14 protein-coding genes are annotated in these 20,991 nt (G+C 59.6%); 4 read left to right on the top strand and 10 right to left on the bottom strand.

Annotated elements, in window-relative coordinates:
* Positions 1–23 precede the first annotated feature (23 nt).
* The 4 genes from nosR to F8N62_RS18305 form a co-directional block, all read right to left on the bottom strand.
* Positions 24–2,231 carry a transcriptional regulator NosR gene (nosR, locus tag F8N62_RS18320; RefSeq protein ID WP_150711984.1) on the bottom strand — a complete coding sequence of 736 codons (2,208 nt, stop codon included), beginning with the start codon at positions 2,229–2,231 and terminating at the stop codon, positions 24–26.
* 109 nt (positions 2,232–2,340) lie between these two features.
* On the bottom strand, positions 2,341–3,729 hold the full coding sequence (gene hemN / locus F8N62_RS18315) for an oxygen-independent coproporphyrinogen III oxidase (protein WP_150711983.1): 1,389 nt from the start codon (positions 3,727–3,729) through the stop codon (positions 2,341–2,343).
* A 22-nt stretch (positions 3,730–3,751) separates the two neighbouring features.
* A complete protein-coding gene (locus F8N62_RS18310; protein WP_150711982.1) occupies positions 3,752–5,095 on the bottom strand; it encodes a coproporphyrinogen dehydrogenase in 1,344 nt (447 codons plus the stop codon).
* A gap of 110 nt (positions 5,096–5,205) precedes the next feature.
* Positions 5,206–5,649 (bottom strand): CopD family copper resistance protein, encoded by a 444-nt coding sequence (locus F8N62_RS18305; RefSeq protein ID WP_150711981.1) that lies wholly within the window; start codon positions 5,647–5,649, stop codon positions 5,206–5,208.
* A gap of 1,215 nt (positions 5,650–6,864) precedes the next feature.
* On the opposite strand from F8N62_RS18305, the gene F8N62_RS18295 reads away from it, so the two are divergent.
* Entirely contained in the window at positions 6,865–7,098 is a 234-nt protein-coding gene (locus F8N62_RS18295; protein WP_224791385.1) for a DUF6555 family protein, read from the top strand.
* Between the two features lie 67 nt (positions 7,099–7,165).
* On the opposite strand, the gene F8N62_RS18290 is transcribed toward F8N62_RS18295, so the two are convergent.
* Both F8N62_RS18290 and F8N62_RS18285 read right to left on the bottom strand, forming a co-directional pair.
* Positions 7,166–7,363 (bottom strand): YbdD/YjiX family protein, encoded by a 198-nt coding sequence (locus F8N62_RS18290; protein WP_109631600.1) that lies wholly within the window; start codon positions 7,361–7,363, stop codon positions 7,166–7,168.
* Positions 7,364–7,377: 14 nt separating this feature from the next.
* On the bottom strand, positions 7,378–9,435 hold the full coding sequence (locus F8N62_RS18285; protein WP_150711979.1) for a carbon starvation CstA family protein: 2,058 nt from the start codon (positions 9,433–9,435) through the stop codon (positions 7,378–7,380).
* Between the two features lie 488 nt (positions 9,436–9,923).
* Between F8N62_RS18285 and F8N62_RS18275 the strand changes: the two genes are divergently transcribed.
* Together F8N62_RS18275 and F8N62_RS18270 are read left to right on the top strand one after the other, a co-directional pair.
* Entirely contained in the window at positions 9,924–11,285 is a 1,362-nt protein-coding gene (locus F8N62_RS18275; protein WP_150711977.1) for a cache domain-containing protein, read from the top strand.
* A gap of 40 nt (positions 11,286–11,325) precedes the next feature.
* Entirely contained in the window at positions 11,326–11,958 is a 633-nt protein-coding gene (locus F8N62_RS18270; protein WP_150711976.1) for a response regulator, read from the top strand.
* A gap of 12 nt (positions 11,959–11,970) precedes the next feature.
* Here the strand turns inward: F8N62_RS18270 and nirD are convergent, their stop codons facing one another.
* From nirD to F8N62_RS18255, 3 genes are all read right to left on the bottom strand, one after another.
* Positions 11,971–12,345, bottom strand: a complete 375-nt coding sequence (nirD, locus tag F8N62_RS18265; protein ID WP_150711975.1) for a nitrite reductase small subunit NirD — start codon at positions 12,343–12,345, stop codon at positions 11,971–11,973.
* Positions 12,345–14,906, bottom strand: coding sequence for a nitrite reductase large subunit NirB (gene nirB / locus F8N62_RS18260; RefSeq protein WP_150711974.1), 2,562 nt, complete (start codon positions 14,904–14,906; stop codon positions 12,345–12,347). Before nirB ends, nirD begins: the two co-directional genes overlap by 1 nt.
* A 331-nt stretch (positions 14,907–15,237) precedes the next feature.
* On the bottom strand, positions 15,238–16,407 hold the full coding sequence (locus F8N62_RS18255) for a DUF1624 domain-containing protein (protein ID WP_150711973.1): 1,170 nt from the start codon (positions 16,405–16,407) through the stop codon (positions 15,238–15,240).
* Positions 16,408–16,688: 281 nt separating this feature from the next.
* Between F8N62_RS18255 and F8N62_RS18250 the strand changes: the two genes are divergently transcribed.
* Positions 16,689–18,428 carry a dipeptidase gene (locus F8N62_RS18250; RefSeq protein ID WP_150711972.1) on the top strand — a complete coding sequence of 580 codons (1,740 nt, stop codon included), beginning with the start codon at positions 16,689–16,691 and terminating at the stop codon, positions 18,426–18,428.
* A 40-nt stretch (positions 18,429–18,468) separates the two neighbouring features.
* On the opposite strand, the gene F8N62_RS18245 is transcribed toward F8N62_RS18250, so the two are convergent.
* On the bottom strand, positions 18,469–20,964 hold the full coding sequence (locus F8N62_RS18245) for a DUF4062 domain-containing protein (protein WP_150711971.1): 2,496 nt from the start codon (positions 20,962–20,964) through the stop codon (positions 18,469–18,471).
* Positions 20,965–20,991: the final 27 nt, after the last annotated feature.

Raw genomic sequence — 20,991 nt, 5'->3', positions numbered from 1 at the left:
GGACGACTGGCTAAACGCGGCGCCTATGAGTCCTTCGCGAGCAAGCTCGCTCCTACAGTGGGAGTCACTTCCACGACAGGTATCAATTGCGCCGCGACCGAGGCCGATTTGCTGCGCTTTTTGCGCTTGTTCACCAGCGGCGGGCATTTGTGGTCGTTGTGGTAAGTCATCTGGCAATCGAGGCAGTAGTGGCATTCGTTGACATTGATCCGGCCGTCCGGATGAATCGCCTGGATCTCGCATTCCTTCGCGCACAACTGGCACGGGCTGCCGCATTCCTGGCGGCGCTTGAGCCAGTCGAACAGGCGCAATTTGCTCGGGATCGCCAGCGCTGCGCCCAACGGGCAGATGTAGCGGCAGTACACCTTGCGCGTGAAAATGTTGATCACCAGCAGTGCCACCGCGTAGAGCACGAACCACCACTGGCGGTCGAACCTGAGGGTGACGGCGGTCTTGAACGGTTCCACCTCGGCGAACAGTTCGGCGGTGGACATCGATTCCAGCGAGAGGCCGAACAGCAGCAGCAAAATCAGGTACTTGATCGCCCACAGCCGCTCGTGCACCGCAAAGGGCAATTCGTATTGGGGAATTTTCAGTTTGCGCGCGGCTTCGTTGATCAGTTCTTGCAAGGCACCGAACGGGCACAGCCAGCCGCAGAACACCCCTCGCCCCCACAATAGGATGCTCGCGGCGGTGAACACCCAGAGCATGAAGATCAGCGGATCAGTGAGAAACAGCTCCCAGCGAAAGTGCTCGAACAACGCATGGACAAACGTCAGGACATTGACCACCGACAGTTGTCCCAAGGCATACCAGCCGAGGAACACCACGGTGAAGATCAGATAACCACGACGCAGCCAGTGCAGAAAACGCGGCCGGCGGGTGAGCTTGTCTTGCACAAACAGGATGGCCGTCAACAGCAACAAGGCGCTGGCCAGTACGCCGATCTGGAACTGCTTCTGATACCAGATCGTCAACCACATCGGCCGGCCGGCTTCCTCGAGGGCGGCCAGTTCTTCGGCACTCGGTGCCGGTCGATCAAGGTATTGCTCGGGCAGCTGGTACGCCAGTTCGAAGCTGCTGAACATGCCGCTGACCGGGCCAGTCTGACGGCGCACCAGCAATTCCAGAGACCAGGGCGATCCCGGATCGAAGCCCGCCGCCTTGCGCACAATGAACACCGACATTTCGGTGAATTCGGGCATGCCCTCGGCAGAAACATCAGAGAGGCGCAGGTGGTCCATGTCGCGAAAACTGATGACGTTGCCGAACTGGCGCAATTGCACCCGGTCGAAAATCCCGCCGCGCACATAACCCGAGCCTTTATACGAATAGATCCCGCGCCCCAGTACCGCGATGGCCTGTTCGCCGGGCTTGAGGTCCTGCATGAGCAAATGGTATTGGTTGTCGCCGAGCAGCGCGCGGCCAATGGTCGGCGGGTTGACGTCAGCGGTGTACAGCTCGATAAAGGTCTCATCGATTTGATCGGGGCTGGCGGTGTCGACGCCTTCGGCTTCGGTGCCCTTGAAGGCGTCGTCGACTTGCCCACGGGTCAGGTTCAAGCGGCGAATGGCGCCGTTGCCGGTCAATTGCGTCCAGGTCGCGGGCTCGTAAAAATCCTTGCGAACGGTGGCGGGTTTGCTCACCACCCCGCCCTTGTCCTCGATCAGCTTGAGCGATACGGCCACTTCGTGGGCGGCGCGCATGATGACCTCGTTGACGACCATGGCGGTAACGGTCGCGCCGGCGATGGCGTCCACGGTGACCGCGCTCGGATCACTGGAGTGGCCGACCACCACCCGTTGATTGACCTTGATCCCTGTGTAGCGGGCGCTGAAACCGTGGAGTTTTTCTTCAGGGATGCCAATCAGCAGAATCGGCTCGTGGTGCTCCAGCACATAGGCATCCTGGATCACACCGGCGGTGTCGAGGATCACTTGGGTGTTGATCGGCTTGCCCGAGTAGGCCGGAATATCCACCACGTCCAGGCTCTGGAACACGTAACCGATGACCTTGCCGGCAGCGGAAAGCGTGCGCACCTTGAACGGGCCATCCGGTGTGGAAACGGTGTCGGCCTGCGGGAAGACCTTGTCGATACGCTGCTGCTCGATGTCGCCGTAGGACTTGGCCTGCACCGCCGCGAACATCGCGCCCAACAGCAAGAGCATCACCACCAGACCGACGCTCCAGTTGCGCAGGTTGCCGGGGATCGAAGGCTGATGGTTTGTCATGAGTTCGCAGATTTCAAGGGTCTTGCGGCCATGTTAGGGAGCCTTGCGCGCCCTGCCCTTGATTGAAATCAACTTGCCAAAATTCCCCGCGCCAGAGCGTTCCAACGCCTTAAACAGTGCGCGAGAACCGGCCGTGGTGTTCGCCGCCCAGATAGGCGTCAAACGCCATCGCGACACTGCGCATCAGCAAATGGCCTGGCGGCAACAGCACCAGGTGGTCGCGGTGAATGTGCAACAGTCCGTCGCGCACAGGCTCGTCCAGTTGCGCCAGTGACGCGGCAAAATACTCGGTGAAGCAAATGCCATTGCTCGCTTCATATTTGGCGAAATCGATCCGGCCATGGCACATCAGGTCGCTGATCACTTCGCGGCGCAACAGGTCGTCAGCGCTCAGGCGATAACCCCGATGCACCGGCAACAGGCCTTGATCGATGCGCGCATAGTATTGCGAAAGCTCCTTGACGCTCTGGCTGTAGCTGTCGCCGACCTTGCCGATCGAAGACACGCCAAGGCCGATCAAATCGCAATCGGCGTGGGTCGAGTAACCCTGGAAATTGCGTTGCAGGGTGCCATGGGTGCGGGCCAGCGCCAGTTCATCGTCCGGCAAGGCGAAATGGTCCATGCCGATGTAGACGTAACCGGCCTCGGTCAGCCGTCGAATGGTCAACTCCAGCAACTCCAGCTTGCGCTCCGGAGGCGGCATGTCCTGCGGCCGAATCAGCCGTTGTGCGCGCACCAGCTCGGGCAGGTGCGCGTAGCTGTAGGCGGCAATCCGGTCCGGGCGCAGGGCGATGATTTTGCCCAGGGTCACGTCGAAGCTGCTCACCGTTTGCAGGGGCAGACCGTAAATCAGGTCAACGCTGATCGACTTGAAGTGCGCCTCCCGCGCTGCGCCGACCAGCGCATAGATCTGCTCTTCGCTTTGCACACGATTGACCGCCGCCTGCACGGCAGGATCGAAGTCCTGCACGCCGAAACTCAAGCGGTTGAAGCCCAGTTGGCGCAGGGACCGGATCTGTTCGGTACTGATGGTGCGCGGATCAACCTCGATGGAAAACTCGTGGTCGTCGCTGTCATCCATGTCGAATGCCTGGTGCAGGCAGTCCATCAGGTCCGCCAGTTGTTCGCCGGTCAAATAGGTCGGCGTACCCCCGCCGAGGTGCAGTTGCGTGAGCTTGCGCGTGCTGTCGAACAAGGCCGCCTGCATGGCGATTTCGCGCTTGAGGTACGTCAGGTACTCGACGGCGCGATGGGTTTTCTGGGTGATGATTTTGTTGCAGGCGCAGTAGTAGCAAAGGCTTTTGCAGAACGGAATGTGGATGTACACCGACAATGGCTTCGGTGCGGCCACCTCGTTGCTGTCGCGGGCGGCGCGCTGATAATCGTCGACGGCGAACGCCTGATGAAACTGCGGCGCTGTCGGGTAAGAGGTGTAGCGCGGCCCCGGACGGTCATATTTTTCGACCAGGGCGCGGTTGAAATCGAAGACAGGCTTCATGGTCGATCTACTCGCAGAGGGGTTAATGCCTGGCATCGCCCGAGTCCTTTTCAAACAGGCTGCAGATGGCGTCCACTTCCTGCCGGCCGGCGGGAAGAATGCTGATGAAACGCTCCGTCAACTCAATCAGTCCGTCACGATTCAGTTGCTCCAGCCGTGGCCAGACCGAAGAGAAATACCTGGAGAAAATCAAGCCATAACGGCGTTCGATGGCGCGGATATCCAGTTCCTGATCGCAGGCCAGGCGTTCCATGACCGTGTGCCTGATCTGGTCCCCGGCCTCGAAACGCCAGCCTCGGGATGTCGGCAGTTGGTCACGGTCCAGCTGCTGCTGGTAACGCTCGATGGCGTCGGTATTTTGCGTGTACAAATCGTCGATCTGACTGATGGCGCCCAAGCCAAAACCGATGTGGTCGCAATAGCCGTGGCGGCTGAACCCGTCACAGGTGCGGCGCAACCGCCCGCGCTCTTGCGCAATCGCCAAATCGTCATCCGGCCGGACAAACTGGCCCATGCCGATGTAGTGGTAGCCTGCTGCATCCAATTGATCAAAGCAGATCTGGCGCATCGCGCCTTTATCATCCTGGCTGCACAACGCCCTTACCCTGTCGCCGATCATCGGTCGGTATCGACGCGGCGGACGCGCATAGTCGAACAGCATGAGCCTGTCCGGCTCCAGCTCGATAATCGTCGTCAGCTTGCGTGCAAAGGTGTCCGGGGTTTGCCAGGCATGGCCGAAACCCAGGTCAACATTGATCGAGCGATAGCCAAAGGTCCGCGCGGCGTCGATGAGCGAATGGATCGGCGCCGGGTTCTGGTAGCAGGCGACCGACATGTCACAGTCGCTGTCGATATCCGGAACGCCGATGCTGACGTGATTGAACCCGTGGTCGCGCAACGCGCCCATGGTCGACCAGTCGGTGTGATGCAGGTCGACGTCAACGCTGTAGTCGCCGCACTCGTGCTGGAGAAAGTTGAAGCGGCTGCGCAAACGGCTCATCAGCTGCTGAAGGTGGGCAATGGTCGGTGTTCCACCGCCCAGATGAAACTGCTCGACCCGCTGCTGCGGATCGAGGTGGCAACCGACCAGGTCGATTTCATGCCCCAGGCGCTGGAGGTATTGCTCGATTGCGTCGTGCTCGCCCGTGGCAACCGCGGTACAAAAAGAGGCGTTGAGGCTGGACGGCAGTTGCACATTCAGGGACAGCGGCCGGCGCTTCTGGCGGCTGACGCGCACGGCACGCAGCAAGTCCAGCGAGCCGATGCCGTGGTGAAATTTTTGCGTGTCGGCATGACAGTTGGGGTCGAGTACGCCTTGATCGCACCGGGCGACAAACTCGCCGGGGTTGTGAAAGATATCGAGCATGACGGATCTCCGAGACTGGCTGCGGATCGTCAGTGTCGGGGATTGGCGATCGATACTCCTTGATCTGTATCAAGCCCTGCCCCCAGTGGGTGGCAGGAACGGACCACCGGTCACCACGTCAGGTAGAACATGCCTTTGGCCAGCAAGACGATGACGACCATATGGCCAAACAGACTGCCGTGGATGAACTGCAGGTATCGGGCGTTCATGCGGCCGCTTTTGAACAAAAACATGGCCATCAGGAAATGCCCGAGCACGCTCACGGCGACGAGGATTTTCAGCATCAATAACGTGCCGAACGATGAGGTCGTTGGCGCGGCGAGCGCGGGCAAATAACGCAACCAGACCATGCCGAGCCCGGCGCCGAACAGCGTCAGCAATACCCACGGCATCAGCTTGCGGGCCCGACGACCAATGCCCTGCTCCACCTGCATCATCACCCTTGCGGGCAGTTGCTTGCGGATGCTTTCCAGAAACAGGACTTCGAAGAACACGGTGCCGATGAAGATCAGGGCGGCAAACAGGTGCAATGTCAGCAGCAGCGGATAGAGCATGGGTTCTGGCTCTCGATTCGGCTGGACGGGATTGAGTCACCAGCCCTGGCCAACAGGTTTTGGCCTCTGGGCAGGATACACAGCAGGTCGATTCATCCGGTTGACGCCAATCAAGAAACCCGCTGGGTCGGACGCGGTACTGTGGGAGCGAGCCTGCTCGCGACGGCTTTGTGGCGGGTGTACATATCCGTTTCTGGGGTGACGGCGGCTATTGGTTTCGCCCTTACGGCGAGTCACTTTTGATAGAGCGCAAAAGTAACCCAAACGCTCTTGCCCCACCACTCGGCACCTCGCTCTGGCTCGGTGTGCCCTCACTCCGGCATTGCTCCGCGGGTCGCCGCGAAGGGCCATCCCTGGCCCAGCGCGGCTAAACCGGCATCCATGCCGGTTTACCCGCTGCGCAATGCCTGCGTTCGGCCAGCGTGGTTTTATGGGGCGCTCAGAACAAAATCAAAATCAAAACCGAGGCGGCCTTCGGGCCGACCTGACGGTTAGTTCGACCAAGTCATCGCGTTGAACACCAATGCCACGCCCACCAAATTCCCCACTGTGGGAGCGAGCTTGCTCGCGATAGCGGTTTATCATCGAACATCCATGTCGACTGACACACCGCTATCGCGAGCAAGCTCGCTCCCACAGGGGATTTGCATCAGGCCAAAGGTTGTGCACGATCAAACAAGCGAAGCGCGCCCGCTTGATGCCACGGTCGGCCCGCAGGCCGCCGCGGTAAGATTTTGATCTTGGCGCCCCGTTAACCACGCTGGCCGAACGCAGGTATTGCGTAGCGGGGAAACCGGCAAGGATGCCGGTTTAGCCGCGCTGGGCCAAGGATGGCCCTTCGCGGCGACCCGCGAAGCAATGCCGGAGTGAGGGCACACCGAGCCAGAGCGAGGTGCCGAGTGGTGGGGCAAGAGCCTTTGCTTACTTTGGGCTTTTCAAAGTGAGTCGCCGTAAGGGCGAAACCAATAGCGGCCGTAATCGCAAGAATGGATATGTACACCCTCAAAATCCCCGTCGCCTGACACAAAGCCATCGCGAGCAAGCTCGCTCCCACTAGGGATTCTCATCGGATCATGCATTGGCAGTGACTGGAAGAACGCGAAAATATACGAATAAACTCCGAATCTCTCCGGTCCCCAATCAGAAGAAAGAAAAAAAAACGGAACTGGCACTACGCCACTAATGTCCGAGCCCCATCATCTGGAGAATTGGCTGATGCGGTCTCGGCACTTTGAAATCACCTACTGCTTGAACAACGTGCGTCGAATGTTTGTCCAGCCGGACACCCACATGACCGACGAAGACGCCTGGTATTACGCCTGCCTGCACGCCGGCGTGGGTCTTTTGTATGGGGAAGACGACGCCGTGGACAATCACGCCAGATTGCTCGAACACGCTGAAAAGTCCGAGTTGACCCACGTCAAATGGGAAGAGTTGCCTTCTACCTGACCAGCCCCCCATAAAAAACGCCGCTCAATGAGCGGCGTTTTTTTTGCTGCCGGACGGACCTACAGCATCAACAACACTTCGGTCCGGCCTTACTCCCGTAACGAGCTTCCTGGCGCTCGCGAAAGAACACCTCGTAACTCATCACCGGCTTGTCCGGATGTTTGCTCTGCATATGCTCGACGTAAGTATCGTAGTCAGGCATGCCGACCATCAGGCGTGCGGCCTGACCGAGGTATTTACCCAGGCGACTCAGGTCATTGAACATGCTGCACTCCTCGCTCACGCATCCGGCAGGGCCTGGAACGGTGCTTCTTTATCCGTGCGTTCCTTGGTGCCCCATGCGGCAATGCCGACCTTGAGCGCGAAGAACAGGATGCTGAAGACCACCAGCAAAAACAGCGCTGTCAGCGTCGCGTTGGTGTAGGCGTTGTAGATCACATGCTGCATCTGCTCGATGCTTTTGGCCGGTGCGAGCACTTGACCGTTCGCCAGCGCATCGCTGTACTTCTTGGCCAGGGCAAGGAAGCCGATGGCCGGGTTGGCGTCGAACAGCTTGATGAAGCCGGCTGTGGTGGTGCAGATCAGCAGCCAGACGGCGGGCAGCATGGTCACCCAGACGTAGCGCTGGCGTTTCATTTTGATCAGCACCACCGTCGCCAGCATCAGCGCGATCCCGGCCAGCATCTGGTTGGAGATGCCGAAAAGCGGCCACAAGGTGTTGATGCCACCCAGCGGATCGATCACGCCTTGATAGAGCAAGTAACCCCACATGGCCACACAACCGGCGGTGGCAATCAGGTTGGCGGTCCAGGATTCCGTGCGTTTCAGCGCCGGTACGAATGAACCGAGCAAATCCTGCAGCATGAACCGCCCGGCACGGGTGCCGGCATCCACCGCGGTCAGGATGAACAACGCTTCAAACAGAATTGCGAAGTGGTACCAGAACGCCATGGTGTTTTCACCCGGCAGGACACTGTGCAGGATCTGCGCAATACCCACCGCCAGGGTCGGCGCACCGCCGGCACGGGCGAGGATGGTGGTTTCGCCGATGTCCTTGGCCACCGCCTGCAACGCTTCCGGGGTAATTGCAAAACCCCAGCTGCTGACGGTTTGTGCCACCGTTACCGCGTCCGAGCCGACGATGGCTGCCGGGCTGTTCATGGCGAAGTACACGCCTGGCTCGATGACCGAAGCGGCAACCATGGCCATGATCGCCACGAACGATTCCATCAGCATGCCGCCGTAACCGATGTAGCGGGCGTGGCCTTCACTGGCGAGCAGCTTCGGTGTAGTGCCCGAAGCGATCAGCGCGTGGAAACCCGAGACCGCTCCACAGGCGATGGTGATGAACAGGAACGGGAACAGACCGCCCTTCCATACCGGGCCGGTGCCATCGATGAACTGGGTCAGTGCCGGCATTTTCAGGTCGGGCATGGTCACCAGAATGCCGATGGCCAGGGCGATGATGGTGCCGATTTTCAGGAACGTGGAGAGGTAATCACGCGGGGCCAGAATCAGCCACACTGGCAATACCGCGGCCACGAAACCGTAACCGATCAGCATCCAGGTGATTTGAATGCCGGTGAAGGTAAAGGCCTTGGCCCACACCGGATCCGCGGCAACCTGCCCGCCGAGCCAGATCGAACCGAGCAGCAGCAACACACCGATGACCGAGATTTCGCCGATGCGACCCGGACGGATGTAGCGCATGTAAATGCCCATGAACATCGCAATCGGGATGGTCGCCATCACCGTGAAAATGCCCCACGGGCTTTCGGCCAGGGCCTTGACCACGATCAGCGCCAGCACCGCGAGGATGATGATCATGATCAGGAAGCAGCCGAACAGCGCGATGGTGCCGGGAATACGGCCCATTTCTTCACGCACCATGTCGCCCAGCGAGCGGCCGTTGCGGCGGGTGGACATGAACAGGACCATGAAGTCCTGAACCGCACCGGCCAGCACCACGCCGGCGATCAGCCACAGCGTGCCGGGCAGGTAACCCATCTGCGCCGCCAGGACCGGACCGACCAAAGGCCCCGCGCCGGCGATGGCTGCGAAGTGGTGACCGAACAACACGTGTTTGTTGGTCGGCACGTAGTCCAGACCATCGTTGTTGAGCACGGCAGGCGTGGCTCGATTGGGATCGAGTTGCATCACCTTGTTGGCGATGAACAGGCTGTAGTAGCGGTAAGCGACGAGGTAGATGGCGACGGCTGCGACTACGATCCAGAGGGCGTTGATCGCTTCGCCGCGGCGCAAGGCCACGACACTCAGCGCGAACGCACCCAGAACAGCCACGGCAAACCAGGCGAGGTGTTTAGCCAGACGGGGCATAGCGTGTCTCCTGCCGACAGCCAGTGACTGCGGCGGTAATTTTTATAATTGTGTCCGCTGAGCGGAGCTGGCCCAATATCCGCGCATGCCGTCCACAAATAAATCCGCGTTACTACGTACGTGGCGTCTACGTAGTTCTACGTAGGCGCCACTTGTTCATCAGTCAAAATGCAAGACCTGTGGGAGCGAGCTTGCTCGCGATGGCGGTGGCACAGTCAACACAATGGTGAATGTCAGTCCGTTATCGCGAGCAAGCTCGCTCCCACAGGTCTTGTGTCAACCGCTTGAGCCGTCGGTCATTCCGTCCAGCACTGCTACTGGACCCGCATCGCTTTGGCATATGATGCCGGCCTTCGCCTAACACCGTCCCTGTAGGAGCGAGCTTGCTCGCGATGCACTCAAGAACACCGCGTGTAGCCTGAAAACCCGCGTTTTCGTTGACGTCCTTCGCGAGCGAGCTCGCTCCTACAAAGTCATCAGGAGCCCAGATGCAGCTCAAACACAAAATCGTTGCACTCGGGATCTTGCCGCTGGTGTTGGCGATTGCGGTCATCTGCGCGCTGGTGATTTCCCTGAACCGGCAACTGGGTGATCAACAGGCGCAATTGATCGAGGACAGCATCCTCGCCAGCAAGCGTGCTGAACTGAAAAACTACGTGGAAATGGCCCAGAGCCTGATCGCGCCGCTGTACGACGACGGCCACGGTGACGCGCACGCTCAGCAGCAAGTGCTGGAGGAATTGCGCAAGCTCAGTTTTGGCATCAACGGCTATTTTTTCGTCTACGACCGCGAAGGCCGCAGCCTGATGCACGCGCGCCAATCGGATCTGGTCGGCAAATATCTGTGGGACATGAAGGACCCACAGGGGCTGCCGGTGATTCAGGCTTTGCTCAAAAGTGCGCAGTCCGGCGAAGGCTTTCAGCGTTACGCCTGGAACAAACCCTCCTCCGGCCAGGTGACCGACAAACTCGCCTACGTCGTCATGCTGGATCGCTGGGGCTGGATGCTCGGCACCGGGATTTACCTGGAGGACGTCGAACGCGCCACCCAGCAAGCGCGGGACGAAGTGGCCCAAGGCATCCGCAAAACCATGCTGGCGATTGCCGTCGTGGCCCTGGTGGCGGTGCTGTTCGTGTTTGCCAGCGGCATGACGCTCAACGTCAGCGAGCACCGCCTGGCCGACAAAAAACTGCAACGCCTGACCCAGCGCATCGTCAGTTTGCAAGAGGAAGAACGCTCGCGGGTGTCACGCGAACTGCACGACGGCATCAGTCAGGTGCTGGTCTCCATCAAGTTCCAGTTCGAACTGGCCAGTCATGTGCTGGAAAATGGACAAGACAAGGGTTTGAGCATTTTGCGAGAAGCCACCGAGCGCCTCGGCGATGCGATTGGCGAGGTGCGCAGCCTCTCTCACGATCTGCGCTCTTCCCTGCTCGACACCCTCGGCCTGTCCGCCGCCATCGGCCAGCTCGCCGAGGAATGCGGGCAACGCAGCGGGTTGACGGTAACCTACAACGACAACGAATTTGACTGCCATCTGGTCGATGGCGCCGCCGTCTCGTTGTTCCGCATTGCGCAAGAAGGCCTGACCAACATTGAACGCCACGCGCAGGCAAAAAACGTGTCCATTACCTTGCACGGCTCTGAAGAATCGATACGGTTGACGGTGATCGATGACGGCGTCGGCTTCAACGTCGCCCAGGTCGAACGTCATCAAGCCGGCATTGGACTGCGCAACATCCGTGAACGTGTCGAGCATTTTGGCGGACGGTTCGAATTGATATCCGTGCCCGGAAGAAGTGAGCTGGACGTACTGCTGCCGATGAAAATGCCCGGCGTAAAACGCTGACCTGACTCGCTCACCTGAAAAGCAAGAGTAAATGCCCGTGATGAACCTGCCCTCCCCGATCCGCGTCGCCCTGGTCGACGATCACTCTCTGGTCCGCGAAGGCATCAGAGCGTTGCTGTCCGTCATGGCCCAACTGGAAGTGGTCGGCGAAGCGGAAAATGGCACGGACGCCATCGAGATGGTCGGGCGCTGCCGGCCCGATCTGTTGCTGGTCGACATCAGCCTCAAGGACATCAACGGCCTGGAACTGACGCGTTTGCTGCGCAGCCAGTACCCGTCACTCAAAGTGCTGGTGCTGAGCATGTACGACAATTATGAATACGTCAGTGAATCGGTGCGCTCGGGTGCCAGCGGCTATGTGCTGAAGAATGCGCCGTCACGGGAAATCATTGCCGCCATCGAAGCCATTGCCAGCGGCGGGACGTTCTACAGCGCCGAAATCGCCCAGCGCCTGATCGCCGACAAAACCACCGACAACGAGCTGACGCCGCGTGAAAGCCAGGTGCTGTACAAAATGGCCCAAGGCATGAACAACAAGGAAATGGCCCGCGACCTGGACATCAGCGTGCGCACCGTCGAGACCCATCGCCTGAGCATCCGCCGCAAGCTCAACATCGACAAACCGGCGGCGCTGGTCAAATACGCGATCGATCACGGGATCATTTCCCGCTAGGTCACTCGCCCCTCAAGCCACGCCGACTTCCACCACATCGCCATTCAATCGCACCGGCCACACCCGCAGGTGCTGTTGCGGATGTTCCAGGCAACTGCCGTCCTCGAGGCGAAAATGCTGCTTGTAGATCGGCGAGGCCACCACCAGGTCTCCCTTGATGCTGCCGATCAAACCACGACCGATCACATTCGCCCCGGATTGCGGGTCGTGGTTGTCGATGGCGTAGAGGGTCCGGCCCTCGGCACCCGGCAGGTAAAACAGCGCCACTTGTGCGCCGTCCAGCCACACGACCACGCCGGAATCGCGGACCAGATCCTGCTGCTCGCACACCGAATGCCACACGTGAGTGTTCAGGGCGTTGACGCGTTGGGTATTGAACTGGCTCATCAGGCAATCTCCTCGGTAACAGGAATCAGGTTGAGTTCGGCGGCCATGATCGGCCGGCGCTGACCGCGTTCCTGGACAAAATGGATGTCCGGATCGGGGCGTTTGTCGTTGACGAAGGTGCGGAAACGTTTGAGTTTTTCCGGGTCCTGAAGTGCGTTGGCCCATTCGCATTCATAGCGGTCGACCACCAGCTGCATTTGCGATTCAAGTTCCGCGCCAAGTCCGAGGCTGTCGTCGATGATCACGTCTTTGAGGAAATCGAGGCCGCCCTCCAGGCTTTCGCGCCACACCGAAGTGCGCTGCAATTTGTCGGCGGTGCGGATGTAGAACATCAGGAAGCGGTCGATGTAGCGGATCAGGGTCGCATCGTCGAGGTCGGTGGCGAACAGTTCGGCATGGCGCGGGCGCATGCCGCCGTTGCCGGCGATGTAGAGGTTCCAGCCTTTCTCGGTGGCGATCACGCCGACGTCTTTGCTTTGGGCCTCGGCGCATTCGCGGGTGCAACCAGACACCGCGAACTTGAGTTTGTGTGGCGAGCGAAGGCCTTTGTAGCGGTCCTCGAGGGTCAGGGCCATTTGCACGCTGTCCTGCACGCCATAGCGGCACCAGGTGCTGCCGACGCAGGACTTCACCGTCCGGGTCGATTTGCCGTAGGCGTGCCCGGTCTCGAAACCGGCGGCAATCAGCTCGGCCCAGATGTCCGGCAATTCATGCAGTTGCGCACCAAACAGGTCGATCCGCTGACCGCCGGTAATCTTGGTGTAGAGGTCGTATTTCTTCGCGACCACACCGATGGCGATCAGTTTGTCGGCGGTGATTTCGCCGCCCGGAATGCGCGGCACGACCGAATAGGTGCCGTTTTTTTGCATATTGGCCATGAAGGTGTCGTTGGTGTCCTGCAACGGCACCAGCGAGGCGTCCATGATCGGCTGGTTCCAGCACGACGCGAGGATCGAGCCCACGGCCGGTTTGCACACGTCGCAACCGGTGTGGCCACGACCATGTTTGGCCAGCAGTTCTTCGAACGTCAGCACCCCTTCTACGCGGACCAGCGCATAGAGCTCCTGACGGGTGTAAGCGAAGTGTTCACACAGGCTTTTATCGACACTGACGCCACGGGCAATCAGCTCATGTTCGAACACCTGCTTGAGCAGACCGGCGCAACCGCCGCAACCGGTGCCGGCCTTGGTCTGCGACTTGAGCACGCCGAGGTCGGTGCAACCACCGTCGATGGCCGAGCAGATCGAACCCTTGTTGACGTTGTGGCACGAGCAGACTGTGGCCGTTTCGGGCAACGCGCCCGGGCCGAGGGTCGGTGCGCCTTCGGACGACGGCAGAATCAGGCTGGCCGGTTCCGCCGGCAGGGCAATTGCGTTCTGCATGTATTGCAGCAGCGTGTCGTAATAGCTGTTGTCGCCGACCAGCACTGCACCAATGACGTGCTTGCCCGCAGCATCCACCACCAGGCGGCGGTAGCTCGCCGTGGTTTCGTCGATGAATTGATAGCTGCGCGCCCCCGGCGTGTGGGCATGGGCGTCGCCGATGGAGCCGACATCGACCCCGAGCAGTTTGAGTTTGGTCGACATGTCGGCGCCAATGAACGGCTCGCCGGTGCCGCTGCACAGAAGTGCCGCCACCCCGCGAGCCATCTGATAGCCCGGCGCGACCAGGCCGAACAGGCTGCCGTTCCAGGAAGCGCACTCGCCGATGGCGTAAATGTCCGGGTCGCTGCTCAGGCATTCGTCGTTGATCACCACGCCACCGCGCGGACCGATCTCCAGCGCGCATTGGCGGGCCAGGGTGTCCTGGGCGCGGATCCCGGCGGAAAACACGATCAGGTCGGCCTCGAGAAACTCGTCATTGGCGAAATTCATCCGATAGCGATACTCCGCGCCCGCGCTGATCGACTGCGTAGCGCGGGACAGGTGCACGCCGACGCCCAGCCGTTCGATCTGCGACTTGAGCGCAAGGCCACCCATTTCATCGAGCTGCACCGGCATCAACCGCGGGGCGAATTCCACCACGTGCGCTTCCAGGCCCAGGCTCTTCAAGGCATTGGCGGCTTCAAGGCCCAACAGCCCGCCACCGACGACGACCCCGCGTCGGGCGTTGGACGCAGCGGCCCGGATGGCGTCGAGGTCTTCGAGGGTTCGGTACACCAGACGCGAATCGCCCTCCGCGCCTTCGATGGGCGGCACAAACGGGTAAGACCCGGTGGCCAACACCAATTTGTCGTAAGCCAGGCAGCCCTGCGCGGTGATCACCTGACGCCCGGCACGGTCGATTTCCAGCACCGGCACGCCCAAATGCAGGGTGACGCCCGGCGTCTGGTAAAGCGACGCATCCGACAACGCCAACGACTCGGCATCGCGGCCGGAGAAGTACTCGGAAAGGTGCACACGGTCATAGGCACGCATCGGCTCCTCGCTGAAGACGTGCACTTGATACTGGTCAAGCGCACCCCGCTCGATCAACTGCTCGACGCAATGATGGCCGACCATGCCATTGCCAATCACGATCAGCGTTTGCACTTTGTTCAACGCGGCAACATTGGAATTCATAGGAAGCACCCGGCTAATACGGTTCAAAAGCAAAAAAAAAACGCCTGAAACCTTGCGGTTCCAGGCGTCTTTGCCTGTTCTTTTGCGGTGTTAGCACCAGACGTCTATGCCTGATCCACCGATGTTGCCCGCGGATCGATCGTCGTTGACCGAGGGGCTGCCCACTCGATTGCATTCAGGGTGGGCTTGTTCGGTGTGTTGCAGTGTTTGTGCCAGATCTTGAAAGCGCTACTTTTGGCGGCCTGTACAGGGTGATGACGCGAGAAATCCCCCGGCGTTATGCCTTCGCATAGTGCAACGGCACGCGGCACGGCGTTATAAAAGTGCACATTCAAAAGTATTTGAGCCAAGTGATGTCCCGACGTCGCGCTTTCAACCCGGCGAACCTGTTCACTGCCGGATACAGCGCAACAGCCAGCAACATCGCCGTAATCCAGACCGCGCTGACCGACGCAAAGCCGAACCACGCGCCCTGATTCAAACCGAACAGGGCCACGGCGAACACATATAAAAGCTTCAATGCGTACAGGTGCAGCAAATAGAAGAACATCGGCGCCGAGCCGAACACGGCCAACGGTCGCAACCATTGGCGGTGTTGCGCGCGCTCGAACCACAGCAGCAGCAAGCAACCCACGCTCAGGGTCAATGCAATAAACAGCAGCGAGGGCGGGTATTTGGTGATGTTGAACACACTCATCAGGGTGCGCAGCGCGGTGTCCCCGACCTGCCAGGGCTTCTCGCCATAACCGTTTAACAGCCGCAGCGCCATGAAAACCGCCAGCCCGCCAACACCGCATAGCAACAACTTCATCTGACGGGCCTTGGCGTCGGCCGCTCTGCCAAACCACGGGCCCATCGCATACCCCAGTCCGATCACGCCAATCCACGGCAGCACAGGGTAAGAAGTCCGCAGGCGCAGGGTGTCGGCCAGTTCAATCCAGCCACGGTCATGCAAAATCGCCCAGGGCACATGCATGGCCGAGCCGATCGGGAAATGCACTCCGTCCAGCAAGTTATGCCCGGTGATGATCGCCAGACTGAGTACCAGCAGGATCGATCTCGGCAGCCAAACCATCACCGACAACGCCATCATGCTCAAGCCAATGGCCCAGATCACCTGCAAATAAATCACCGTCGGCGGCAACTGGAACGTCCAGGCGAAGTTCACCAAGGTGAACTCCAGCACCACAAGAAACAGCCCCCGCTTGAACAGAAAGCTGCAAACGTCAGACTTGCTGGCGTATTTTTCACCGTAGAGCCAGGCCGACAGACCGGTGAGCAGCACAAACACCGGGGCACACAAATGGGCCAGGGTCCGGCTGAAAAACAGTGCCGGTTCGGTGGTGGCGATGTCCATGGGGTCGGACACCTGACGATGCAGAAAAAAGGTTTCGCGGACGTGGTCGAGCAGCATGAACAGAATCACCAGGCCCCTAAGTGCGTCGATGGACAGGAGCCGAGTGGCGGGCGGGCTTATGGAACGAGGGGAAGCGATTGTCATGGAGGTTTCGCACTACAAGAGGTGAGCAAACATGTCCCGGAGAACAGAGTGCCGGCAAGCTTATATTGTTACCCTATAACATCTCAACCCTGTCTTGAGATTCACCCGAAAAACTGTGGGAGCGAGCTTGCTCGCGATGGTCGTTAATGATAACGCGTGCTTCCTGGATTAACTGCGGCGTCCTGGGACCATCGTCGGAACGCCGCCCGGAGCAAGCTCGCTCCTACAATGGTAGTGTTGAAACGTTTTGTTTCATTCACTCCAGCAAAGGAATGCCAGCGATGGATTTTTCACTCAAGCATTTGGCCGCGACAACTCTGCTAGTCGCCAGCCTTTCAACGTTCACCACGGCCGCGCACGCCAACATCACCCCGCAACAGAGCGCGACCATTCTCAAGACATTCAACGACGCCTCGGTCACGGATTTCCGCCAGTTCCTGACCAGCCTGTCCAAGAGCGATCTCGCCAACAGCGCCAACCTCGGCCCGGCCATCGGTGCCTTCCTCGACAACAAAACCCTTTCCGCCGATCAGCAAAACGAGATTCATCGCCTGCTGGGTCTGTATGCACGGGTGAAGTACGGCGCCGCCGCCACCGAAACCCTACGCGAACTGGTCGCCATCCCGACCTTCCAGGTCGACGGCGTGGCCCAGCACGATAATCCTGAATTCATCAAGATCGCGGACAAGATCAAAAGCCTTGCCGAGGCCTTCAACCTGAACTTTCGCAACGTCGACAACCGCGTCTATGAGATCTCCCTCGACGGCAGCAGCGATGAAGTCGTGGGCATCCACGCGCATGCCGACGTGGTGCCCGCGACGCCGGAGAACTGGGTGCTGAAAGACGGCACCCGCCTCGATCCGTTCAAGGTCACCCTGATCGGCGACCGACTGTACGGCCGGGGCACCGAGGATGACAAAAATGGCATCGTCGCGGCGCTGTACGCCATGAAAGTAATCAAGGAAGAGAAACTGCCGCTGGCGAGGGATTTCAAACTGCTGGTGGACACCACCGAGGAAACCACGGGCGATGCCATCCCCTATTACTTCGAACGCAACCCGACGCCCAACTACAACCTCGCGCTGGATGGCAGTTACCCGGTAGTGATTGCCGAAAAAGGCTACGGCACGGTCATGGCCAACTTTGCCAAGCGCAAGGCTGACGGCAAGGGCGCCGAAATCACCTCAATGACCGGGGGCCTGGCGACCAACCAGATTCCGTCAGCCTCGGTGGTCACGCTGGTGACTGATAATCCCGCCGAACTGGCCGCCAGCCTGCAAAAGGCCGGTGCCGATTTTGCCCAGCGCAATGGCGGCGACTTCAGTGTGACAGCCAAGGTCGACGGCAAGGACGTCAAGCTGACGGTCACTGGCGTTTCCGCGCACTCCTCCGAGCCCGAATCAGGTGTCAACCCGGTCTCCAGAATGCTGGTGTTCATCAACAGTCTTGACGGCAAGGTCGCGCTCAAACACAACCACATCACCGACGCCGCTCGCTACGCGGCCGACAATTGGGGGCTGGATTACCTCGGTGGGAAATTGGGGGTCGGCTTTGCAGATGACTTCATGGGACCGTTGACCGCTTCCCTGACGTTTGTCGGAGGTGATGAAAAAACCTTCAAACTCGCGGTCAACCTGCGCGTACCGAAGGGCAAATCCCCGGAAGCGCTCAAGGCCGAAATCGCCGACAAGATTGGCGCCTGGAGCAAGCAGAGCCAGGTAGCAGCAACCTTCGACTACTCAATCGCCGAACCGATGTACCGCAACCCCGAGGGCGAATGGGTCAAGGCATTGCTGGCCGTGGCCAGTGAAAACCTCGGCATGGAACACAAGTACGGCACCTCTGCCGGCGCCACCTCGGTCCATGAGCTGCCCAACGGCGTGCAATTCGGCCTGGCCCGGCCCGAAGTCAAATACACCGGCCACACCGACAATGAGTTCAAGACCGTCGACCAGTTCTTGCTGGACTTGCAGATCGTCACCGAGATGATGGGGCGCATCGGCCAATTACCGAAACTTTGATGCCCATTCGGACCCGCGTTGCTCGCGGGTCCTTTATCAGTCATTCGCAATCTTTCAGTTTTGAACAGACGACGAGATAGTCACGCTGCCATTGGACATTGTGTGGATCGCGTTCAATCAGTGCTTCGCAAATCGAGAGGCTGATACGCAACTCTGTAATCGCCCCGCAGCTGTCCCCAAGTGCCTTCAATACATCACCGATCCGGCGATGAGTAATCGACAGGTCGCGCTGCCACACGGCATTGACTGAATCACGTTCGTTCAGGGTCTGATTGATTGCCAGCGCACGCTTGTAGTCGGCAAGCGCCTTCGCCTTGTCGCCCTGTTTTTTCCATATATCGCCAACCTTCCTGTGACTGGCCGCCAGACCACGTTGCCAGTGGCTGTTTTCCCCGTCACGCAGGGTTAGCGCCCTATGGATGTTGAAGCTTGTCTGGTAGTTGTCGAGTGCGCCATCCAGGTCCCGTTCGCGCTTTAGCATGTCGCCGATCAGCTCGTGACTGATTGCCAGGTCACCCTGCCAGTCAGTGTTCTGCGGGTTTCGCTGGGTCAACGCATGGCGTATCGAGAAACTCGTGCGAAAGGCGTCGAACGCCCCCGGAACATCGTCCCGGTCTCTGAGCACACTACCGATTCGGTCATGACTGAGCGCGAGGTCGCGCTGCCACTTGGCGTTGGACGGGTCGTGCCGGGTCAGCTTCCTGCGGATCGAAAAACTCTTTCGGTACACTTTGAACGCCCCTCGCCCATCGCCCCGGGCCTTGCGCACGTCGCCGATTTTTCCGTAGGTGATTGAGAGATCGCGCTGCCACTCGGTGTTCTTCCGGTCGCGTTTTACCAACTTCGAACGGATCCTGTGTGCCTTCCTGAAGGCAATCCGCGCGCCCGACCCATTGCCCTGGGCCAGCAACACGTCGCCGATCCGCTCATGACTCACCGACAAGTCACGCTGCCATGCCAGGTTGCCCGGGTCATGCCTGATCAGTTGCTCGCGAATCGCCAGCGCTTCGCCGTAGGCGTGGAGCGCTGCGGGGCCATCGCCTCGGGCCTTGTGCACATTGCCCAGCTTGCCGAAGCTGATCGACAAATCGCGCTGCCAATCGGGGTTAACGGGATCATGCGTTGTCAACATCTTGCGGATCGCATGGGCACTGTCGTAGGCAGCATACGCACCCGCTCCGTCACCCTGAGACTCCAGCAGGTCACCGACCCGCTCATGGCTGACTGACAAATTGCGTTGCCACGCGATGTTGTCTGGATCACGGTCAACCAGTGCGCGGTCGATCGCCAGTGCCTGGCGATAGGCGACGAGCGCCCCCGGTCCGTCGCCCTGAAACTCCAGCGCGCTGCCAACCCTGTCGTAGCTCATCGCCAGATGAATCTGCCACTGCGCATTGTCCGCAGCCTGAGTCGCCAAGTGCAGCGCATGGCGATGCGCATCCTCGTAGTTTTGAAGAGCCTCCACAAGCGTGGAACGCACTTGCGCCAGATCACCCTGCTCAACAAGAAACCGAAAGGCCGCGTCGAGCGCTTCCGGCCAGTCCGGCTCCTCGACCAGGACATCGGCATAGAGTCTTCGCGCTTCCTGCACCTGGCCCTTGGTGTCGTTCAAGGCGGCTGCCCGCAACAATGGCTCGAGCTCTTTACGGTTACGCTCATGCGCATGGACTGAGCGATTTCTGATTGTCGTGAGGATGCCGGATCGTTTCGTAGCCATGTAGGCGATCGCATCATCAACGCCATCCTCTTGAAGGATACGAGTCATTTCCTGAAGAACGCCTGTCGCGGAGTCCTTTCCTTCGATCTCGGCAAAAGAGGCCGCCAACTCCTCAATACGATTCGATTGGGCAGTATAGGAATTCTCTGCGACCTGGCGCTGGCGCTCGCGGTCTCGCCAGTCATCGGCCTTCTCGGCTTCAGCCAATTCGCGCTGACGTGTTGCCTTCACGGCTTGTAGCAGGTGGATCCGGATTTTCTCTATATCCACCCCGCTGCTCCGGGGCGCGGCTGGACGCAGTTTGTCCAGCTCCTCACGCATATTATGAACAAGGTTTTGCAACTGATCCTGGTTGTGCGCCGGCGGGCAAAATTTGCCCAGGTCAACAAGGTTCTGGAGGTAGGCACGCTGGAGCATCTGCCGCTCTGTCTGGTAACCGACCGGGTCGAGATGATTTTCATCAGGCAGGTCAAGTCGCTCGGCCGGTATGTCACAACATTGCTCACCCACAACAATGACCCAACTCGTCTTGCCTCGGCGTATGGCGTGGTAGTACTCGAGTTGGGTGAAAGAAACACGCCCGAACTCCGGGTCACGAACCTTCGGCTCGTCACCATACGCCCGACCAACAAGCTGAATAAAGCCTTCACAGGCATCAATTTGTTCGATCAACCATTTGCTCAGCTCACCATGAGGCGTGGGAAAATCTTCCTGGAACACAGGGATGCAGTCTTGTCGTCGAAGAACACGGGCGACGATCTGCCTGGCACTGCGCAGCTCCGTACTGACGGCTGAAATGAAAATACGCGCTTGGGTCATGATCTATAGCCGTTGCATTGTCGCGAT

The organism is Pseudomonas fluorescens, assembly GCF_902497785.1.
GTDB classification, from domain to species: domain Bacteria; phylum Pseudomonadota; class Gammaproteobacteria; order Pseudomonadales; family Pseudomonadaceae; genus Aquipseudomonas; species Aquipseudomonas fluorescens_BO.
Note: the sequence above shows the minus strand (reverse complement) of the source record. Positions and strands in the feature narration are given on the sequence as shown.